The organism is Chryseobacterium sp. 7 (genome assembly GCF_003663845.1).
Classification (GTDB): domain Bacteria; phylum Bacteroidota; class Bacteroidia; order Flavobacteriales; family Weeksellaceae; genus Chryseobacterium.
In genome coordinates this window covers 2,618,026-2,638,695 of record NZ_RCCA01000001.1, presented here as the reverse complement: position 1 = coordinate 2,638,695, position 20,670 = coordinate 2,618,026, and the positions used below count along the sequence as shown (strand labels likewise).

The window sequence follows — 20,670 nt, the reverse complement described above, 5'->3', positions numbered from 1 at the left end:
AAAGTTTTGGGTTTAAGGTTTAGAGTTACGGCGGGCGGCGAAGCCGCCCGCCGTAACTCTTCATTATTCTAATAACATTCCATTACCATCATTTCTGATGGTAGACAGTAAAATTTTGATGTATGAATTATGTAACGGCAATCTATCTTCTGAATATCGTATTGTATGCCATGTATTTCTTTGGAAGAACAGGAGGTGAAACTGAGCTCTCCGGTGTAGACTTTTTTGTTTCCGGAATTTTATCTCTTCTTCTGATCTTTGCAGGCTATCTGAATGCAAAAAAAGGAATGATCTACAGGACAGTTCTGTGGATATTTTTTGTGAACGTATTTTTATTTGCTTGCTCCGGTTTGTTTGATCAGTTTGGAAGTCATTTTAATATCCTATCTACAAGTAATAGTGATAGCATTATTTTTTCACTGGCATTTATAGTGTACAATGGATATCTTTTTCCTGTAACGCTTGTCCTTGATGGATCAGGCTTGGCGTTGATAGTTCCGGTAGTATTGTCTCTTATTTTACCTTCATTGGGATATCTGGTAGGGAAAAAACTTCATCCGGGCAAGCAAAACCCCACTGAGTTATAGTCATTGCGAACCGAAGGTGAAGCAATCTCAATCGAAAAGTAAAGGTTGAAAAACGCATAGACGCAAGTATTATTACAGGGAATACTTTTATGGCGCAAGGATTTTATCTCCGATAAAATTTCAAAACTCTGTTTGTCATTCTAAGCAAAGCAAGGAATCTAAACTCTAAACTACAAGAAAAATAATAACGCACAACCTGCTCAAAATCTCAGATTTTCTTGCTTCTTAAAATATGCACAAAGTATGAAGCTCTTAGCGCGCTTGCGATTATCCAACAAAAAAATGACAAGATTATTTTGAGAACGAAGGCACAAGTATGATTACAAGAAATGCTTTTTAAGTAAAAAAGCAGACAAAAGTCCTAAAGTTATTCCTGCTTCTGAGGCTGATTATTGGATGTGAAGAACTTCTGTTTACCAATCAAAAGCTCAAAAAATAATCTGAAATCCGAGATTAGAGACCATAAAGGATATTTAAAAGTAGCAGGTTTGTTTCTCTCAATCACAGCATGACTGAACCAGGCAAATCCGTAGCCTACAATCGGAATGTACCAAAGAAACCTTTCTTTTCCGGAGCTGATGACATACCATATAACGAAAAACACAAGAAATGTTCCAATAAAATGGAAGATTCGGGTTCCTGTTTTACTGTGCTCTGTAAGATAAAACTGGTAAAATTCTCTGTATGTTTTGATTCTTTCGGCCATGGTGATCTAGTTTATTGATTCTATTGAACTTAAAGCAATAATTCTGCCGATTTTCATGAAATGGTAAAAAGCAAAAAGGCAAAATAGCCAATCAGGTCTCTCCATCAGGTTTAACCTCTTTGCTATTTTGCCTTTCCGCAATTTTATTTAGTGCTTATTTAGCTGTTCTTTAGTTCTTTTCCCAGCTTACTGTTTTTGTATCCGTAGCAGAAGTAAATAACCATTCCAATCAGGAACCACATTCCGAACCAGAACCAGTTTTCATGGCTCATTCCTGTAAGAAGATAAAGACATGAGCTTAATCCAACCAAAGGAATCAATGATAAGTTTTTAATAAATGCTACAACACATAAAACGAGATTAATAATAATAAAGAAGAAAATAGAAGCTCTGAATTCTCCTTCTTTAGGATCTGACCAGTTCATCAGATTATCAAAAAACTCTGGCTGCCATTTGTAGAAAACCAATAAACTACCGATGAAAACAACAGGGAAAATGATTTTCCCATTCACGTAAGGAAGGTGAAATCTACCTTTAATTTTTTCTTTAGCCGGAAGCATAAGCACTCCAGCACATACCAATACAAAGGCAAAAATAGTTCCGATACTTGTAAAATCAAGGATGAATGTTTTATCTGTAAACAGGATAGGAATACCTACCACAATCCCTGTAACAATAGTTGCATATGATGGTGTTTTGTATTTAGGATGTACCTTTTGAAACCTTGCAGGCATTAGTCCGTCACGGCTCATAGCGTACCAGATTCTCGGCTGTCCCATCTGAAAAACCAATAATACAGTAGTAATGGCAACAATTGCAACGAAGGAAACCACAAGCTCCATCCAGGCTACATTGGCATTTGTTTTTTCAAAGATGAAGGAAAGCGGGTCTCCCACACCGTCAAATTTCTTGTAATCTACCATTCCGGTTAATACCAATGTCAATGCGATATAGATCACTGTACACAGTACAAGTGAAATGATCATCCCTTTTGGCAAGGTCTTCTGTGGATCTTTAGTTTCTTCAGAAAGTACGCTCAAAGCGTCAAATCCAATATAAGCAAAAAATACTCCGGATACGGCACTCATTACTCCTGCAAAACCATTAGGCATGAAGGATGGTGTTCCTGTTGTAGGGCTTATTGGTGTCCAGTTTTCAGTATTAATGTAAGCAAAACCAACCAGAATCACCAATAGAATGACTCCCAATTTTAAGATAACCAAAGAATTATTGAAGTTTTTACTTTCTTTTACTCCTACGTAACAAAGCCATGTAATTAAGCCATTAATAACCAATGCCGGAATATCTACAATGAATTTCAAACTCCCGATTAACGGAGCTGTTTTCCACGCGTTTAATAATTCTTTGTTTTCAGAACCATATTGAACGGCTTTTCTCGCTTCAGTATAACTACAGGTCAGATAATCAGGAATATGCATTCCGAGACGTCCTAAGAAACTGGTGAAATAATCCGACCACGAAAAGGCTACATAAATATTCCCGAAAGAATATTCCATGATCAGAGCCCAACCAATAACCCACGCAATCAATTCTCCAAAACTGGCATAAGCATACGTATAAGCAGAACCTGCGGTAGGAATTCTGCTGGCAAATTCAGCGTAGCATAAGGCGGTAAACCCACAGGCAAAACCGCAAATCAAATATAGTAGAATAACACCGGGGCCACCTCTGAAAACGGCTTCTCCCAAACTGCTGAAACTGCCAGCTCCGATAATGGCCGCAATACCAAAAAATACGATGTCCCACACACCTAAGACTCTTAAAAGTCCTGTTGAAGTATCTGTATCTGAATAGATTTTTCTTCTAAAAAGTTGACTCATTCAATAACTATATTTGATTTGAAAAAAAGCAAATGTAATGATTTTTTATTTTGATGTTAACAGTTGTTAAAAACATTTGGAGTAAAAATACTCAAACAAAAGACTTTACTCTTTATAAACAGGTATTTCCACATAGCTGTCATTGTACCATTTGATCTCCATCGGCTCTCCGGAATCCTTTATGGTTTCATCACTTACATCTTTACCGGAACCATAATTAATCTGCCAATAAGGTGTTTTATTCACTCCAACCAATAAAAGAAGTTTGCTTCCTTTTTCTATTTTTCTGCTCATAAAATAAGAGTTGTTAATTGGGATTTGTTCCATTTTATTCGGTTCAAGAAGCTGTCGTTTTTCATTGTTCTTTGCATAGCTGGCTCTTACAATATGAGTAGATAATAACGAAGATTTTCCATCCGGCTGAATCTGGTACAGGTAAGTATCCGTATCAAAGTCTTTTTTATTGATGGAAACATTGAAAATTCCGGACAGATTTCCACTGATGATCATATCCTTGTCAAGCACTTCACTTTCGAAGGCGACAGAATTCGTTATTTTTATGCTGTCTTTTTTGCTGACTTTGTAATAAATGTCTTTCTGATCCCTGTTTTTTAAATCTACAGTTTGTTTTGTGAAAGTCTTGTTTTCCGGTTTATTAAATACAGATGATGTGTTTTTCTTGTCCTGAAGGTAAAATTTCAGAGTAGAAGTATGCATTTTGTCAAGATCAGCCACATGCTTCCAGGTATTGGTATTCATCACCTGAAAATTAATTCTGTCTTTTAAAATTTCCGGTTTTTGACCTCCTTTAAGAATATAATCAAACCAGGAGAAAGCAAGATCGTCAATACTTATTCTTGCCACTGGATCAATAGGATTTCCATTCACGTAAGTAAATCCGAAACTTTGGGCTCCTCCATGATTATAAGGGCCTATTACCAGATAATGATCTGCATTTTTGTTGTACAGATGATGTTGTTTAAAATAATACAGCGCACCAATCTGATCATCATCATAATATCCCGTTGTGGTCAGGATAGGAATATTGATTTTAGAAAAATCCTCTTTGTAAGGAACCATTTTCTGCCAGTATCCATCATATCCCGGATGATCCAGCCATCGCTGGAATATTTTGCTCGGTTTTCCGCTTATCGCATCTAAAGATCTGAATGCTTTCCCGCTTTTGTACCATTTTGTATAAATAGAATCCCATTTTACAGCATTGGCAAAATCAGCTTCGTCCGTAAATTTATTATTGGTCACATATTGTATCCATTGCAGCATATAGCTCATGAAGATGTTATTCTGAGCAGGATAATCAATCCCGATGCCTACTGCAACCTGAGGAACAATTGTCTTTAACGCCGGATGCAGTTTTTTTACGGCTGCCCATTGACTGAAACCTAAGTAGCTTCCACCAATCATTCCTACTTTTCCATTGCACCAAGGTTGTTTGCTTATCCAGTCGATTACTTCGTAGATATCTTCTGATTCATGCTCAAAAGGATTATTTACATCATTACTGTTTCTTTTGCCACGGGTATTTACAACCGCTCCTACATAGTTATACGTAGCGGCTCTTTTTCCGAAGAATTCATCAAATGAACCCGCATAGATATTATTGGTAAGAATAACAGGTAGCGGGAAAGTATTTTCCTTTTTCCGAACAATTGTGATCGTTAAGGTGGCTCCGTTTTTTATGGTAAGATCTTTAGTCTCAATAATGAACTTTTCTCTGTCTTTTGAAGCCAGAAGCTGCATCACCTGAGGTTTTATACCTGAATAGGTTTGGTAACTTAAATAGCTTTTGCATAGAGCAAGAGCTGTTCTGTAGTCTATACTGTCTTTGTCTTTTTGTTTATCCAGTACTTTCTTCAGCTGTTTTTTAGATTCCCGAACATCTCCGTCAAGAGCAATTCCTAGTCTTGGAATCAGTTTTTCGGAAAGGCTTTCATATTTTTGATTAAATACTTTCTGAAGGGCATTGGAAAAGGAATTATTATTTTCTTTTTGCTCCATTTTTGCAAGGGCATACAGTTCAAATCCGATAAATCTGTAGTCTCCCATATTATTATCCGCAAAGAGCTTACGGTTTTCAGAAAGAGAAGCCAGTGAGTTTTTATAATCCTGAGCAACCATCTGCAAACGGAAAAGATTATCCATAAGATCAACAGTGTTTTCCGGTTTGTATTTTGCAGACTGAAGTTGAGGAATCACTTGCTGAGCAAGCCCCGGTATTTGTTTTTCCAGTATAACAGAGTCAGTTACAGCGGTCTTTGGAAAGTGAAATTTTTGCGCCTGCATGAGGTTTACAAAAATTAATGCTAAAAGAATCTTAAATTTCATGAGATGGTGTGTTTATGGTATGTTTTTAGCTGCTGTTGAAAAAGTATCAAATTTAAATACGTTTTTGATAACGGTTAATTAAAATTGTTTACATTTTATCAGACGAAAGTAGTAAATTTTATCATTGTACCGTGAGAAAATTTTCATGGTTGTGAAATAAGTATTAACATCCATTAACGCTGTTAAAACTTGCTTAAACAATAAGTTTTTAATATTTTCGTTAACTTATTTAGACTAATTTTCTTATATCAAGAAGAATGAAATCAAAAAAAATACTTTTAGCGGCTGCAGTAATGTATTTCGGAATCTCCGATGCTCAACAGTCCCAATATTTTACCCAGAAAGAAAATTACAGGTTCAATCTAGCCGAAAATCTTTATCAGACTAAAATTTACAACGCTTCACAATACGAATATGCAAGACAATATTTCTACAATCAGAATCTGTCCCGTTCGAAAAAAGAAGCAGCGCAGTTTTTTGATAATGTGATTGGTGTGATTCTTCAGAAAAATCATGCTGAAGAGGGGTTAACGGCTTTCATGAAAGAATATCCTAATTCTGCTTATTTTGCTCAGGCTAATCTTCCATTGGCAGATTACTATTTGGCAAAAAAAGACTTTGACAAAGCGTTGGAAACCTTGAAAAAGGTGAACCAGTATCAGCTTTCGAAAGAGGAGAATACCCAGTATATTCTAAAGCTTGGATATGCAAAATTCATGACGGGTGACTCCAAAGGAGCTATTGATGCACTGGAAGAAGCTTATAAAACAGCAGATCAGTCTCAAAAAGGAGACATTGCTTATATGCTGGGGCATTTATATTACAGCAACAGACAGAATGATAAAGCTTTCCAGTATTTTGATTCTATAAAAGATCAGGATAAATTCTCCAAGCTTGTACGTCCTTATTACGTACAGATGTACTACAATGATAAGAATTACGATCAGGCCATTACCGAAGGAAATGCTCTTTTAAAAGAAAATATTTCAGATTCTTATAAGGCAGAAGTTCATAAAATCATTGGGGAAAGTTATTTCATGAAGAATGATTATAGTTCTGCTTACCCACATTTAAAAGATTATCTGAGCGTACAGCAAAATCCGTCTGAAAACGATTTGTATGAGATGGGATTTGTAGCTGCACAGCTTAAAAAATACGATGAAGCGGTTTCTTATTACAACCAGCTTCTTAACAGTAATTCTGCCTTGGCTCAAAATGCTTACTATCAGTTAGGAAATGCTTATCTGGCAGTAGATAAAAAACAGGAAGCGCTTTCTGCATTCCGTTCTTCTTATCAGATGGATTATGATGCGAAAGTGAAAAAACTGGCTCATGAGCAGTATGCTAAATTAAGTTACGATATCGGTAACCCGTTTGAAAGCCCTTCGGCGGTGATCCAAAGTTATATCAACGAAAATCAGAATGGAGCCAATGCTACAGAAATGAGGTCATTATTGGTGAAATCTTATCTGTATTCCGGAAACTATAAAGAAACGCTGAATGCTATTGACAGATTACAGAGTTCTACTCCAGAGATCAACAAAGTAGACCAGGAGGTTTCTTATTTATTAGGAACTGAGGAATTCAACAAAGGAAATTATGACGAAGCCGAGAAATATTTCTTAAGAAGTCTTGGCTTCAATATCAATAAAGAATTCAACAGCAGAGCTTTATACTGGCTGGCACAGGTATATTACCAAAAAGGAAATTATCCATCTGCCATTGTTCGTTATGAAAAGCTTCTGAACGAAAACTTCCCTGAAAAACAGCAGCTTCCGTATGATTTAGGATATGCTTATTTTAAATCCAAGAAATTTGATCAGGCAGAAACATATTTCAAACAATATCTTGCCAACCCGAAACCGGAATTTAAAAACGATGCGGAACTTCGTCTTGCAGATATTCATTATGCCAACAATGACCTGAACGAAGCCATCGCTATTTATGATAAAAATGAAGATGCTACGGATTATACTTTGTATCAAAAAGCGATGGCTTTAGGATTTAAAGGAGATACACAGGCGAAGATTACCAACCTTAAAAATCTTTTATCAAAATATCCGGATTCCGAATATTATGATGATGCTCAATACGAAATAGGAACAGCTTATGCCGCTCAGGATGATTTTGCGAACTCTAATGATTATTTCGGAAAAGTAATTAAAGGCTCTTCAGACAAAGATCTTATTGCGAATGCTTCTATCTACAGAGCTCAGAATTATATAGACCAGAATCAGAATGATAAAGCACTTTCTGAACTGAAATCTCTGGGTGAGCAGTATAAAAATACAGCCTATGCTCAGAAGGTAGTACAGGCTGCAAAACCTATCTTCACGAAAAACGGAGATGTTTCCGGATATGAAGCTTTCGCAAGAAATATTGGTGTGAATGTAGATACTGCTGAGATAGATGAAATCAACTTATCAACCGCTAAACAGTTCTTCGCGAAGAAAGATTATAAAAGTGCAATTTCTTACTACGAAAAGTATCTGACACAGAATCCAACAGGTGAAGGATTGTACCAAGCTAAATACGAATTAGGAGAGAGTTACTATCAGACTAACAATTCAACTAAAGCTTTACTTGTTCTTCAGGAAGTTGCTGGAATTCAGAATGATTACCAGGATGATGCGCAAACTCGTTTAGCTCAAATCTTCATTGCGCAAGGGAATACAGCAGAAGCTAAAAAGTACCTTGAAGGCATTAAAAATTCTTCAGACATTGGTATTAAGAATTATGCGAATGTGGAACTAATGAAACTGTATGCAGAAGAAAATAATTTTTCTGAAGCTGAAAAACTGGCCAATGCAGTGATTGCTAATTCTAAAAACTCAGCAGCCGTTATTGAAACCGCGAAAGTGATCAAAGCAAGAAGTCTGATGAACTCAGGAAAGGATAAAGATGCACAGGCAGCTTATGTTTCTCTTGAAAAATCATCCAATACTTCGGTAGCTGCGGAAGCTTTGTATGCTAAAGCGTATTATCAGAACAAAGGAAAAGCTTTCAAATCTTCTAACGAAACGATCTTTAAGCTTGCCAATAACTATGCATCTGAAGAATTCTGGGGAGCAAAAGCGTTGGTATTGATGGCGAAAAACTATATTGGTCTGAAAGACAACTATCAGGCAAGTTATACCTGTGATCAGATCATTGCAAATTATAAAGATTTCCCTGAGATTGTAGCAGAAGCTAAAGAAGTTAAAAAGCAGATTAAGAAATAAGAAATGAAAGTGTTTAAAATTTCCATATATTCTCTTTTAATTTCCGCTTCTCTCTGGAGCTGCATTCCTTCGTACAGTGCCTATCCAAAAGAATATAACCATGCAAAAGCTGATTTCAAAAAGAAAAAGGTTTTGGTGGTAAATAAGGATCTTGAAAAAGAATTTAAAATTTTAAAACACTCCAATATTTATGAAATTGTAGAAGACAGTACTTATGCAGCAAAAATAACTCTGCATCCCATGATGACGCGTACTCCTCCTTGCGGAAATCCAATGATTGGAAGTATGCTCACAGTCGGATTACTGCCTTCAGGATTTCCTTACGATATTTTTTACAGTTATGATGTAGCAGAGAACAGTACAACGAAAAATTATCAATACAAATTACAAGTTTATCAAAGCCTTTGGCTGTTTAATATATTCAGACTAGGGAGAACTTTTTCAAAACAATCAGGGAAAGCTTTATTAGGCAATTATATTGCTTCCAATAAATAAAAACCCGTTATATATTTTTTTCAAATAAAGAAAATATGAACAAGAAGATTCAAATATTATCCATATTATTTTTAGGGGTTTCGTCGGTGGCGTTTTCCCAGATCAAGGAGGAAAAACTGGTTCTTAACAAAAAAAGAGAACCAGAGGTGAAGAAGATCGAGAAGAAGAAAACTTCTGTGGAAACCATCAAGAATTATCCGCCGGAAGAGAAATCGCAGACTCCTGTGAAATATACCATCACAGATGTTCCTGCTGTTTCGGATTTCAAAACTTCAACCATTCAGGGTGAAGATGTAGCACCGAAATTTGAGGGAACTGCCCAGAATAACTACTTCCAGTTCGGAATGGGTAATTACGGAAAAGTTCTGGTAGACGGAAACGTTTCAAAAACCCTTCAAAATAAACTTGAAGTAGGAGCAGATGTTCATGTTCTTTCCACGAATGGTCTTAAAAAAGATTACGACTGGAAATCCGGGCAGACTTCCGCCAATGTTGGTGCTTTCTTAAACTCTTATGGTGAAAAAGGGAAATTCAATCTTAATGCTGAATATGGTTTAGACAGCTATAATTATTATGGAATCTATGCCATGCAGCCTGCGGGAGATATTGATCTGAAGCAAAAAGTAAATCAGTTTAAAGTAAACGGATATTATGATTTTTACTCCAATGAAATCTTAAATGATGTAAGGGTAAAATCATCATTCCTGAAAGACCATTTTGATGCTTCGGAGAACCAGGTTTCAATTTTGGCTAATTTCTCTAAACATGCTGTTGAATTAGGAAAATCAGGAATCAACCTGAATGCTGATTTGGGAGTAGGACTGGATGCGGTAAAAACAGATTTTGCAATCAGAGATAAAAACTCTTCCAATTTCTTCAATACGAGCCTGACTCCGAAAGTGACATTTAGAAAAGGAGACTCTTATTTGATGTTGGGATCTTCATTCTCATTCCTGAATGCTAAAAACTCCAATGATCAGTTAGAGAAGCAAAAAAATAATAAAACATATTGGTTCCCGCAGGCTGAATTCCAGTTTGCTGCTGCCAAAGAATTTAAATTCTACGGAGGGGTAGACGGAGGTCTGAAGCTGAATACTTACGGAGATATGCTGCAGACGAACCCATTCATCCTTTCTGACCAGTTTTTAAAGCCAACAGAGACGAAATATCATTTTTATGTAGGATTGAGAGGAGATATTGATGAAACGTTGAAATATGACTTCTCTGCGGGTTATGGAAAGATGAGAGATATTATGTTCTTTAAAGCCAACGGCCTTTTTGATAACATCTCTGTTAACCGTTCTGCCTACAATTTTGCCAATACATTCTCTGCCGTTTATGATGATGGAAATGTAAGTGATATCAAGGGTAGTATACAGTATTTCCCATTAGCCAACCTGATTATTGATGGAGAATTGAGGTTTACGAAATATGATCTGAAGAACTACGACAATATTTATAACGTTCCTTTATTCAATGCGAGCATCGGGGCAAAGTATACAATGCTTGACAAGAAGCTATTGCTAGGATTCAAAGGAATCTTTGCAAGTGACAGAACTACAAACTCTTATGCGATTGAAGGAATAGGTGCTCCGAATGTGATCTTCCAGTCTACAGAAAATACCAACGACAAAGTAGGTGGTTATGCAGATTTAAATCTTTCAGCAGAGTATAAAATTCACAAAAATTTCAGTATTTTCGCACTCGGAAATAATCTTCTGAGCTCAAAATACCAGACGTACAAAGGATATAAAGTCCTGGGTGCACAGATTTTGGGAGGTGTGAAAATTACTTTCTAAAGCATAAATAATAAACAATGAGTAATTAGCAATCATTGAATAATTAATTATTCATTGTTTATGAATACGGCTGCATAGTTTAATGGATAGAACTTCGGATTTCGGCTCCGACAGTGAGGGTTCGAATCCTTCTGCGGTCACAATGTTAAATAATCAACCTGCTGTTTTACAGTGGGTTGATTTTTTTTTAAAGCCTTTATTTTGTATTTGGTCAAGGTTTTGGTCAAGGTAAATATAAAACAGAATACTTTTTATTGTTAACACACGATAATTAAACAATCTTAAATCATCTACTTATTTTTCTATGTAATCACTCTCATAATTCAATAGCAATGTATCTTATTACAGGAATCACTAAAACGTGTACAAAAATATTGTGTTCTTTTTCGGAGTACAAAATATTTTTTTGGAGAATTATTTTCCAGAATCAAAATCTGTGATGCCAGTGCCCTTAAAAAATCCATTTTCCTTTCAGTCAAGAGGGGGGTGGTTTTATACACAGACCTTAACCGGAGTATTTTTCTAAAAATTTTCAAAGTAGGTTTACTCTAATCAACTCGAACGGTCTCTGAACGTACCCCATTTTTTCTGCTTAAAATAAATTCTGGTATTCATATCACTTTTATAGAGATAGAGCTTAAAATGGCACAACGTATAGTGTGAAAAAAGTAAATGTAAATCCTGCTCAATAGATATTTTACCAAGCAAAAACAAAAAACCTTTTAAACAGCCTATCAGTAAAGGTTTAAAGCTATTTAAATGGTTTTTATTATATGTGAATATTTATATTTTCCTATAGGATAATGAAATATAGAGAATATGTACCTTTATCTCGCTCGGAGAGTAGAAAAAATCTATTTTGTAAATAACATTGTTAAAACAGCTCCGACAATTGCTCCCAATACAGAACCTATAATACCAGCAATAAGAGCATTATTACTTAATTTATTCCACACTCTCATAACATATTTAGGGTTTAACCTTTTTTTTTCCTCCTCAACCCATTTGTATGTCCCTTTGAGTTTCGCAGAAGCAAAATTGTCTCCCTCGCTATATTCAAAAAACTCTATATCATCTTTATCTTTAATAACTTTTCTTGTCAGAACCTTAAATGCAACTAACTTATTAGCCATCAAATCTTCTGGGCTTTGATTAGCTTGTATTTTCAAAATGTATCTTCCCTCTCTACTAACTTTTTGCATAATTATATCCATCAATCTCTCTTCGTCAGCAATTCCCATCGCTTTAAAAATTATATTTGGCATAGAATAGTAATTTTAGCTTTGTTTCCTTAATAAATTAGCATAAGTCTCATCTCTATCATTAAAAGATTTTTCTCTACCTATGACTTTTCCATTTTCTGTAAGTAAGTAATTAAAAAGCCATTTATTTTCTTCAAAAATAAATTGAATCTTTTCAGGCTTTAGTTTCAAAAGTATTTTAATCTTTTCATTTATATCTTTCATCTTATCTGGTAAAACTGACTCTAAAACTAAGTCTGCACTTTTAGTAGTAACAACTAATTCTATTATGCATTTCTTATTCGGATATATTATAACAAAATTATTTGGTCGATTTTTAGGAATAGATTTTTTTAATGCTTCTGCTGAAACTTTTTTTAGTAAATTATAGAATTTAACCAAATCTTCACCTATTGCATCACCCATTTTTTCAGGAATTTTCTTTAGCCCTATACCTAATGCTACAGCGATCACTGTTTGAATTGAAATGATAATTTCAGGGTCGGGTATTAATGATTTTCGACCATGAAACTCTTTGTCGGTATCTAATTCGGAATCATTTATATCATTGAAAAAGTCATTAATGTCCTTTGGATTGTCAAAATTACTTGGATCTACTGAAATTAAAATTTTATTTAACTCTTCTTCACCACACTCATTGAATGGAAATTCATATTCATTAAATGATTCCATAATAAGCCTTTCTCCATTTTCTAACTCAAGATATTCTCTTTTATCAAAAAAGTAGTTTTCTGCAATTAGATAAAAATGTCCATCATTTCCTTGCTTTACCTCTCCATTATTTAAAACTCCTAATGGTGGAAATGTCCTAATATGTTCAACTCCTAATCTTGGTTTTCTATCACCATTAATTGAGGGCAAAGCACTATAAAGAGCAGACTCTAACATAACTGTATTTTGAGAATCCATATGGGTTGAACTTAATATAATTTTTTCTTTTTTCATGGCTTATTTAGTTTTTGTTTCAAATGTTTCTTTCGAATCTCTTCCATAATGTCAACTTCTAACCATAGTTTTTTTTCAATATCAAAAGTGTAAAAATCAGCTGGATAGAATAATGTATCATCAGAATCTTTTTGTATATCTAATTTATTTAATTCTTTTACAACTTCAAGGGATTTATCTAATGCTTTTAACAAGAGGTCGTCTGTCAATTCGCTATCTAAATTTAAACTTATAATTTTTTCTTTATCTGTCTTGATTTTTAATCCAAAATTAATCTTCTGTCTTTTATTTGATTCTTCATTATCCCAATGCCGCTTCTTAATTGTTTTCCAAATAAAAATACTTGTGTTTTTAATTGAATCCCAAGCAATGTTTCCTGCAACACCCAGCAAAATACTTTGAATTACAGGATTATTAATATATAAGGAAACTTGTAATGTGAAATCTTCAATGGAGTTATATGAAATTCCTCTTTTATCAAATCTGCTTAATTCCAATTTACCATCTTCAAGCAAATTTTCAATTTCGGATATTTCATTGGCAATTATCAACCCATCAAAATAATCAAGATGTATAATATTATCTCCTCTTTTAACAGTTGACATTTTATTATACATTTTCGTTGCATAATTGATTACGTCTTTCTCAGACCAATTAGGGTAGTCCTCTTTAAAACGTTCGATATATTCCTGAAGTGATTCCATTTTATTGTAAATAAATTTGATTTTTAAGTTGTTACATTCCGTAGTAAGATTGAATTGCGGTAGCAAGTAAGCTACCTGCGGCTCCTATTGCTACATCCCAACCTCCCTCAGCTGTTTTTGTAACCATTTTTGCTATCCATCCATTTACTCTATTTCCAAATTTATTTTCATTATAATCTGGTTGCTCTTCCTGAACTAATTGGATAATTTCCGAAATATCTTGTTCAGGAACTTTTATTTCTCGCAATTGTTTTTCAAAATTTTCAATACTATTTTTTTGAATTTTGGGTTTATTTTCAATGGAATTACTGTTTCCTGTATTTAAAACATTTCCATCACCATTGTTATTAATTATCGTATTATTCACAATCTTAGATATTTCATTTTGTTTATTTCGTAGTTCTTTAATTTCGGTTATATTTCCAAATTCTTCATCCACTTTCAACATGAAGTCCAAAAGTTTATTTCTAACATTGGATAAAATTCCTTCAATAAAGTTTTTAGACAAAATCCGATTAACTCCTTGAATACTCAAATAAGGATTCCCCATATTTACCCAGTTTGCTTCTATAATTGCTACATGTTCAGGTCGAATAGGTGAACTGAGTGTTGAACCATTAGTTGAACATAAATTTTCTAACTCTGTCACACTGTTTGGAAAATCCATATACCTTAAAAAATGTTCTAAATCTTTATTTAAACCCATAGTTGGAATCTCATGATTTTTATACATCATGCGACCGTTCATGTAATTACCTTGTAAACCATTAACAATTCCTTTTCGATATTCGGGCATTGTATCTACATCATCGTATCCTGTTAATTCTGAATTAACCCAATCTAATAACTCTTTATTTTGAATCCGAGTTGCTAAAACTTTAGTTTTTAACAATGCTGAGTTTAGGCTGTAATCATTTGTATTTATTAATTCATTAATTATTTGCTCAAGTAGCTCCATTGAATTCTAATTTGATATTAAATAGACAATCTTTCGAATGAAAACCCATTTTGGTCTGTATGATAAAGAATATTTACTTCTCTTAAACTTGTCCCATCTTTGGAGGGATGTTTTATTTTGAATTTATCTTTTCCGGTCAATGTTATGATATTTCTTCTATCATTATAAGATTCTTTTAATAAATGGTAACACAATAATATGCTATAACAAAATCTTTCGCTCCAATCATCGAAAGAAATTTCTTTGATGTCCCATGATTGTCCTTTATATGTATCTAAATGAATGATATTTTCTAAAATGTGAAATTCTGAATGTGCAAATGCATTTCTTAACGAAGTATGAAATCCTTTTCGAATAATATTTGCCAAGTCATTTGAAGAATCAGTGAATTTCGTCCTAATGTTATTTCTAATAAAATCATGTTTACTCATCTCTGGAACTTCGACCTTCCATTCGTAATTTTCATTGTTTGCCAAAAGAGCAAAACGATATAACTTTCGTAAATAAGGCTTAGATTCCCACACATGACAATAAACCATTAATTCCATATAGATTCTATATTCATCATCGGTAACCTCATCAACACCGTGAGGAAAACTATAAAAAGTGGTCATAAATCTTGTTAAAAAATTTATTCTTGTATCATCTTTATATAAGTCTATTCGATTATCTATGACATATGGAGAAAATTTAGGATGGTTAGCAAAATCATCATTGTAATCCCCATCTGCTATATAAAGTATATAATTATCAAAATTGTTACCTCTTATATCGTCTAAGGTTTTTCTTATTAATGATTTAATTTCATTGTCAATTTCTCTAAATCTTGTTCTGGTTATCATTTTTATTTAAAATTTTGAATACAATTTAAGCAATTTTGTAATTCTTTACTTTGTGGATAACCATAATTTTATAATATTAAATCTAATCACGCAAGGAATGTTGTTAAAATTAGAGAGAAACGAACTAAAAATCTGTAAAGTCTATCTCACTCTCACTTCATAAATTCTGTCAGCTTCACGTTGCCAATCTTGAGGTCGTCCCCATTGAACAAGAGAGTCATTTAAGAAATACAAATAGTAACTTTCTTCAACAATCCCTCTCCCAAATATAAGTTTCCTATCGGAATACTGCCCAACTTCAACAGTTCCATTAGGATAAGTCTTTGCTCCAATGATTTTTAAAGGGATATGTTCTCCCATTGCTGTAATAACTTCTTTTCTCGTCATGCCAATGGACAAACGTTCGGGGTGAAGAGCCATTGATTGCTTCTTTTTCTTTTGTGCATTGATGTTGATAGAAATTAGTAAGAATGACAAGATTGTGATAAATAAGTTTTTCATAATGTTTTGTTTTATCGTTATTAAATTTTTGATTGTGATTGTTTGTTGATGAGGTCTAACGTTCTCTTGACGTACTCTTGATTTTTCGCTTATCTTTTTAAATTGATAGGGAATAATGTAAACAGATTATATTTTTAAAAGTAATATCTTATTTGATTAAATGTATTCAAGTTTATAACTGGATTAAGTCTATCCCAACATTTTTATTGCTTATTAATATACTAAATTTCAATTTAATAGGTGTATAATAAAATTAGTTTTATTATTTTCACTGTAACAAACAATAACCATTTCAAATGCAGTCAGATCAAGAACAATTAATAGGTAAACACCTGTTTAAAAAATACTTATTAGCGGTATGGCTTAAAGGCTTAGATTTGCCTGTCGATAAATCAACTCCCAATAAAAACATAGAAAGCTTACTGAGGATATCTCAAAGAGATCTGAAGCAATTGAAACTATTGCTGGATGATCAATAAAGCACCATATAGATGATTGCGAGTAAGACCATGTTATTAACCCAAAATCCCTAAATAATATGAATTTTAAAACTAAAATAGTTATAATTTTATTATCCTCTTTATTACTTACGAATTGTAAGGAGGAAATGAAAAAATGTGTAAGTCAATCAACCGATATTAATGTAAAACTATATAATGATTTAACAGATCAGTTGATACCTTATTTTTTTAGGGAAGATTATTTAGGTGAAAAAAGATATTTTGATAGTTTAAGAGTTCATGATGATGATTTATATATCGAAGAGAAGACAAAAGCGCACAACGAAATTTTTAATCATCCTGAAAAATTTTGCAATTTGTATATAGATTCTACTAAAAGTAAAAATACATATTTCGGGACAGATAATACCGAGGTTTATTTAAGACGCATAATCAGAACGAAGGATTTTTTTAAAGACTTTTCTAATAGTCCAGATATTAAAAATTTAAGCATACGAAGTTCTATAAAAGCAAATCAATTTAATTTGTGTACCGCAAAAGTCCTGGATCTGGCAGAGTATGATAAATATACAAATGAATGTGAGATAGGTGTTGTCTATTTTTCAGAGATTGTATTCGATACTTCAAAAAAAAGAGCATTAGTTTTTGTTGACCATCATATAAAAAAAGATTATTACGGTAGAAATGCTGTATTTAAACTAAGATTGCATGATAATTATTGGGAAATAGAAGATGCTATGTTAGTGTCAACTTCCTAATTTCCGGCTCTTTTCTTTTTTCTCATGAAATTTAGAAGAAGAACAACACAAAAGCCAACTTTTTAGGAGTTGCTTTTTATATATCATTGTATTTTTGGTCGTCTTGCGAAGTGTTGAAAACCGCTTTAATAAAGATGATTTTCAAGTTTTCATCTATGGTATAGAAAACAATATAGGGAAATTTTTCATTGGTTTTCCTCGGAACTCTTGAAAGAAAAATCCAAAATACCTAGTTTTTAAGATGTCTTTGAAAGTTTTTTTGTAATCATCAATAAAAAGCTTTGCTACTTTTGGAGAAATCCCGATGTCGCGGATTTGTAATCCGTGACAACTCATAACCATATCCACGCAATTTAAGTAGGTAAAGTCTGTAGCGATACGTTTTTTTTACAGATCATTATTTTGATATGTTCAAAAAATTAATATCGCCTGTAGTAGCTCTCAGAATATTATTATACACAATGTTTCATGCTGTCCAATGATATGGTAGTTAATAAAGTAATCCGAAACGGAATTATATATCATAGATAATTTTTTACGAGATAATGAATGATGAGAGTTTAGCAAGTTTATCTAAATCTCCTGTAAAAGTGTTCGGAAAATGCACCGCTGCGGTCACAAAAAGAGACAATTATTTTAATAATTGTCTCTTTTTTTTACATCTATATATGATTGTATTTCAATGTGTTGTTGGTTGATTATTTTTTGAGTCAAAATATAAGAATCTAAATATAACAGTTTCCTTCTTTGATAATATAACAATTGCACATTCAACTGAAATTCTTTTATCACTAAAATTCCTTTTAATAATTTTTGGTTATTTTTTGACGCTGGTGATTTTTACAAATACAATTACAAAATGGAATCCTTGGTTTATTTTTGCTCATATTTATTATAAAGCGGACAATTTGTGAAAAAATCAAGCACCCGTTCTTCAATCTTGTAAATAAAAAGTGAATTTTTGTTTTTTAGATGTCATCATCATTGATAATATACAGATTAAAATAAAAATCTATCAAATATATTTATCTTTCTGAAAATCAATATTTTGAACCTTGTTTATTGTTTTTGATGGTATCTATGGCGTATGTTTTAGCGTTCCCATAAGGTATCTGTAGCGTATCTCATTTCTTTATTATAGGCCAAAATAGGATCAATTTTACAACTCAATTCCTATGAGGTGAAAAAGTATTTAAAGAAAAGCCGTTACAGTATGAAAAAAGCATCAGGCATGCTTCTTTTGTTATACTCTTTTTATAATACTTATGCAAAACTATACATCGGAACTGATTATAGTCTCAATATAAAAGACAGCATTCCTTTTCAGGCAGAGAAAAAAGATAGTCTGGTCTCATTATATATAAAAGACATTACTACTGTATACAATTCGGATCAAATTTCCAATGTAAAAGTAGTTGTACTTTCTTCTTCTTTATCAAAATCACCACAGGCCTCTTTTACTAAAACTATAAAAAAAGCTAAAAATAAGAAGGTAGAAAAAAGATCTCTAAAACTGATTTCAAAACAGAGAATCTATATCAGTGAAAATACTAATTCTAATGTAGTTTTTAATGGGGAATCAAGAGATATTGCTATCGTCATAACCAATAATACCTTTAAAGAAAAACAAGGAATAGTACAGAATAAACAAAAGGTATTTGCCTTATACAATAACAACATTTTTCCTAAACAACCCATCAAAATAGTGGTGTTGGAAAGTGCTTATCTAATGGGAATACAAATTCGGCCTCCGCCCTCTTTCAAATACAGTTTATACTAAAATAACAGGAACACAAATTAAAAATAGAGTAACTCAGGAAAAGAATAATTATAAGATTCTTTTCTGTTTTCCCCAATTATTAAATAAAATGAAAAATAAAATTTATACAATCTGTGCGTTAACGATTGGATCATTAGCTTTAGCGCAAGTAGGAATCAATACGCAAAATCCACAAGGGGTATTCAATATCGATGGTGGTAAAAATAATGCCGCGACAGGAACACCAACGGCAACACAGTTAGCAAATGATTTTATCGTAACCTCTTCAGGATCTACAGGTATTGGTGCAATTCCCGACGCATCTGCTATTCTGGAGCTTAATGTAAGTCAGCTTGCATCGGGAAGCCAAAAAGGGTTTTTAGGTCCAAGAGTAGCTTTAACAGCATATAATGATGCGTCTACAATTCCCAATCCTGCAGTTGGTTTGTTGGTGTATAACCAAGGAACTCAGCCTACCTTTACTTTTACGGGATATGTTTATTGGGATGGGACTCAATGGAGACCCTTGGACGGACGTTCGTTACAGACGGGAACAATAAGCAGTTTGACATGCACAGCGGCAACACTGAATCCACTTACCTATACTTCTGGAACTCCTTATCAAGGTACCATGTCGATTCCTTATTCAGGAGGCAATGCAGGAATATATGGTTCACAAACTATAGGGCCTGTAAATGGTCTTACAGCAACACTTCCACAGGGCAATTTTACACAGGGATCAGGTACTTTAAACTATACTGTTTCCGGAACACCAACGGTGTCGAGTCCTAATACAACAACATTTCCCATTTCGATTGGGGGGCAAAGCTGCAGTGCAACAATAGGTGCCGGGAAAGTACTTGCGCCTGGTGAGTATCAGTTCTTTACTTATACATTACCGGCAACGTATATAGGGCTGTTGAGCACGCAGGTTGGTGGTACTTATGATGCTATTTTAGGAGGAAAATTAAAATTGGATATTAATTTTAATGCAAGTTCCAATCAGGGTTCAGGAGCAGTTACCTACAATCCCCGTTTGGTAAATGCTTCTGGTTCTAACATTAAAGTGTGGTATTCGGCATTATCTAGTGTAGACCGCTTCCGTCGTTCGAATATTTTATTAGCACCCGGAGGTTATATGGAAACTGATAACGGAATTTACCTTAACTGGGGAGATAATATGAATAGTAGCTCTACTCCTTTAACAGCTACCAGTTCCAGTGATGACTCTCAGGAGATAGAAACGGTAGATGTAGTTGTAGATGGAATCTGGTATAGAATAATCATGTTTATTTCTGTAGATAATTTAAATGATACTGATCCCAGCAATAACATCCGACGTGTCTTTATGGCGGCGCAAAGAATGTCATCCTATTGATATGAAAGTATAAATAGAAAAGATTAAAGCCCCTTAAGTTCATTATATCCGGCAGATGAATTCGTCTGCCGGTTTATAAAATACTCTCAATTAAATTAAAAGATTCT

At 33.6% G+C, this 20,670-nt stretch carries 17 protein-coding genes and 1 tRNA gene; 9 read left to right on the top strand and 9 right to left on the bottom strand.

Annotation, left to right across the window (positions count from 1 at the left end; genetic code table 11):
• The first annotated feature begins 122 nt into the window (after positions 1-122).
• Positions 123-587: a hypothetical protein gene (locus CLU97_RS12215; protein WP_121488171.1), complete on the top strand. Its 465-nt coding sequence runs from the start codon at positions 123-125 to the stop codon at positions 585-587.
• A gap of 367 nt (positions 588-954) precedes the next feature.
• On the opposite strand, the gene CLU97_RS12210 is transcribed toward CLU97_RS12215, so the two are convergent.
• The 3 genes from CLU97_RS12210 to CLU97_RS12200 all read right to left on the bottom strand — a co-directional run bounded on the left by CLU97_RS12210 (position 955) and on the right by CLU97_RS12200 (position 5,480).
• On the bottom strand, positions 955-1,293 hold the full coding sequence (locus tag CLU97_RS12210) for a DUF962 domain-containing protein (RefSeq protein WP_121488170.1): 339 nt from the start codon (positions 1,291-1,293) through the stop codon (positions 955-957).
• Between the two features lie 158 nt (positions 1,294-1,451).
• Positions 1,452-3,134: an APC family permease gene (locus CLU97_RS12205; protein ID WP_121488169.1), complete on the bottom strand. Its 1,683-nt coding sequence runs from the start codon at positions 3,132-3,134 to the stop codon at positions 1,452-1,454.
• 105 nt (positions 3,135-3,239) lie between these two features.
• Positions 3,240-5,480: a CocE/NonD family hydrolase gene (locus CLU97_RS12200; protein WP_121488168.1), complete on the bottom strand. Its 2,241-nt coding sequence runs from the start codon at positions 5,478-5,480 to the stop codon at positions 3,240-3,242.
• 257 nt (positions 5,481-5,737) lie between these two features.
• Between CLU97_RS12200 and CLU97_RS12195 the strand changes: the two genes are divergently transcribed.
• The 4 genes from CLU97_RS12195 (at position 5,738) to CLU97_RS12180 (ending at position 11,135) form a co-directional block, all read left to right on the top strand.
• Positions 5,738-8,701: a tetratricopeptide repeat protein gene (locus CLU97_RS12195; RefSeq protein WP_121488167.1), complete on the top strand. Its 2,964-nt coding sequence runs from the start codon at positions 5,738-5,740 to the stop codon at positions 8,699-8,701.
• Between the two features lie 3 nt (positions 8,702-8,704).
• On the top strand, positions 8,705-9,196 hold the full coding sequence (locus tag CLU97_RS12190; RefSeq protein ID WP_121488166.1) for a hypothetical protein: 492 nt from the start codon (positions 8,705-8,707) through the stop codon (positions 9,194-9,196).
• Positions 9,197-9,231: 35 nt separating this feature from the next.
• On the top strand, positions 9,232-10,995 hold the full coding sequence (locus CLU97_RS12185; protein WP_121488165.1) for a TonB-dependent receptor: 1,764 nt from the start codon (positions 9,232-9,234) through the stop codon (positions 10,993-10,995).
• 68 nt (positions 10,996-11,063) lie between these two features.
• A tRNA-Arg gene (locus CLU97_RS12180) sits at positions 11,064-11,135 on the top strand.
• A 714-nt stretch (positions 11,136-11,849) separates the two neighbouring features.
• Here CLU97_RS12180 and CLU97_RS12175 read toward each other — a convergent pair.
• From CLU97_RS12175 to CLU97_RS12150, 6 genes are all read right to left on the bottom strand, one after another.
• The gene (locus CLU97_RS12175; protein WP_121488164.1) at positions 11,850-12,260 is read right to left on the bottom strand and encodes a hypothetical protein; all 411 of its coding nucleotides are present in this window, start codon (positions 12,258-12,260) and stop codon (positions 11,850-11,852) included.
• 12 nt (positions 12,261-12,272) lie between these two features.
• Positions 12,273-13,202: a hypothetical protein gene (locus tag CLU97_RS12170; RefSeq protein WP_121488163.1), complete on the bottom strand. Its 930-nt coding sequence runs from the start codon at positions 13,200-13,202 to the stop codon at positions 12,273-12,275.
• Positions 13,199-13,906 (bottom strand): hypothetical protein, encoded by a 708-nt coding sequence (locus tag CLU97_RS12165; RefSeq protein ID WP_121488162.1) that lies wholly within the window; start codon positions 13,904-13,906, stop codon positions 13,199-13,201. The genes CLU97_RS12170 and CLU97_RS12165 overlap by 4 nt, the downstream gene beginning before the upstream one ends.
• A 31-nt stretch (positions 13,907-13,937) precedes the next feature.
• Positions 13,938-14,864 (bottom strand): hypothetical protein, encoded by a 927-nt coding sequence (locus CLU97_RS12160; protein WP_121488161.1) that lies wholly within the window; start codon positions 14,862-14,864, stop codon positions 13,938-13,940.
• Between the two features lie 17 nt (positions 14,865-14,881).
• Entirely contained in the window at positions 14,882-15,706 is an 825-nt protein-coding gene (locus CLU97_RS12155; RefSeq protein WP_121488160.1) for a hypothetical protein, read from the bottom strand.
• A 141-nt stretch (positions 15,707-15,847) separates the two neighbouring features.
• The gene (locus CLU97_RS12150) at positions 15,848-16,207 is read right to left on the bottom strand and encodes a hypothetical protein (RefSeq protein WP_121488159.1); all 360 of its coding nucleotides are present in this window, start codon (positions 16,205-16,207) and stop codon (positions 15,848-15,850) included.
• A 296-nt stretch (positions 16,208-16,503) separates the two neighbouring features.
• Here CLU97_RS12150 and CLU97_RS12145 point away from each other — a divergent pair, with 296 nt between their 5' ends.
• From CLU97_RS12145 to CLU97_RS12125, 4 genes are all read left to right on the top strand, one after another.
• Positions 16,504-16,686, top strand: a complete 183-nt coding sequence (locus CLU97_RS12145) for a hypothetical protein (protein WP_105681904.1) — start codon at positions 16,504-16,506, stop codon at positions 16,684-16,686.
• A gap of 59 nt (positions 16,687-16,745) precedes the next feature.
• Entirely contained in the window at positions 16,746-17,426 is a 681-nt protein-coding gene (locus CLU97_RS12140) for a hypothetical protein (protein ID WP_147436476.1), read from the top strand.
• Positions 17,427-18,639: 1,213 nt separating this feature from the next.
• The gene (locus tag CLU97_RS12130; protein WP_121488156.1) at positions 18,640-19,206 is read left to right on the top strand and encodes a hypothetical protein; all 567 of its coding nucleotides are present in this window, start codon (positions 18,640-18,642) and stop codon (positions 19,204-19,206) included.
• An 88-nt stretch (positions 19,207-19,294) separates the two neighbouring features.
• Positions 19,295-20,563 carry a hypothetical protein gene (locus CLU97_RS12125; RefSeq protein ID WP_121488155.1) on the top strand — a complete coding sequence of 423 codons (1,269 nt, stop codon included), beginning with the start codon at positions 19,295-19,297 and terminating at the stop codon, positions 20,561-20,563.
• The last annotated feature ends 107 nt before the right edge of the window (positions 20,564-20,670 follow it).

What these genes read in the sequence shown, in the direction of transcription:
- CLU97_RS12215 (WP_121488171.1), top strand. Translation starts at nt 123, where the DNA reads ATGAATTATGTAACGGCAATCTATCTTCTGAATATCGTATTGTATGCC.
- CLU97_RS12210 (WP_121488170.1), bottom strand. Translation starts at nt 1,293, where the DNA reads ATGGCCGAAAGAATCAAAACATACAGAGAATTTTACCAGTTTTATCTT.
- CLU97_RS12205 (WP_121488169.1), bottom strand. Translation starts at nt 3,134, where the DNA reads ATGAGTCAACTTTTTAGAAGAAAAATCTATTCAGATACAGATACTTCA.
- CLU97_RS12200 (WP_121488168.1), bottom strand. Translation starts at nt 5,480, where the DNA reads ATGAAATTTAAGATTCTTTTAGCATTAATTTTTGTAAACCTCATGCAG.
- CLU97_RS12195 (WP_121488167.1), top strand. Translation starts at nt 5,738, where the DNA reads ATGAAATCAAAAAAAATACTTTTAGCGGCTGCAGTAATGTATTTCGGA.
- CLU97_RS12190 (WP_121488166.1), top strand. Translation starts at nt 8,705, where the DNA reads ATGAAAGTGTTTAAAATTTCCATATATTCTCTTTTAATTTCCGCTTCT.
- CLU97_RS12185 (WP_121488165.1), top strand. Translation starts at nt 9,232, where the DNA reads ATGAACAAGAAGATTCAAATATTATCCATATTATTTTTAGGGGTTTCG.
- CLU97_RS12175 (WP_121488164.1), bottom strand. Translation starts at nt 12,260, where the DNA reads ATGCCAAATATAATTTTTAAAGCGATGGGAATTGCTGACGAAGAGAGA.
- CLU97_RS12170 (WP_121488163.1), bottom strand. Translation starts at nt 13,202, where the DNA reads ATGAAAAAAGAAAAAATTATATTAAGTTCAACCCATATGGATTCTCAA.
- CLU97_RS12165 (WP_121488162.1), bottom strand. Translation starts at nt 13,906, where the DNA reads ATGGAATCACTTCAGGAATATATCGAACGTTTTAAAGAGGACTACCCT.
- CLU97_RS12160 (WP_121488161.1), bottom strand. Translation starts at nt 14,864, where the DNA reads ATGGAGCTACTTGAGCAAATAATTAATGAATTAATAAATACAAATGAT.
- CLU97_RS12155 (WP_121488160.1), bottom strand. Translation starts at nt 15,706, where the DNA reads ATGATAACCAGAACAAGATTTAGAGAAATTGACAATGAAATTAAATCA.
- CLU97_RS12150 (WP_121488159.1), bottom strand. Translation starts at nt 16,207, where the DNA reads ATGAAAAACTTATTTATCACAATCTTGTCATTCTTACTAATTTCTATC.
- CLU97_RS12145 (WP_105681904.1), top strand. Translation starts at nt 16,504, where the DNA reads ATGCAGTCAGATCAAGAACAATTAATAGGTAAACACCTGTTTAAAAAA.
- CLU97_RS12140 (WP_147436476.1), top strand. Translation starts at nt 16,746, where the DNA reads ATGAATTTTAAAACTAAAATAGTTATAATTTTATTATCCTCTTTATTA.
- CLU97_RS12130 (WP_121488156.1), top strand. Translation starts at nt 18,640, where the DNA reads ATGAAAAAAGCATCAGGCATGCTTCTTTTGTTATACTCTTTTTATAAT.
- CLU97_RS12125 (WP_121488155.1), top strand. Translation starts at nt 19,295, where the DNA reads ATGAAAAATAAAATTTATACAATCTGTGCGTTAACGATTGGATCATTA.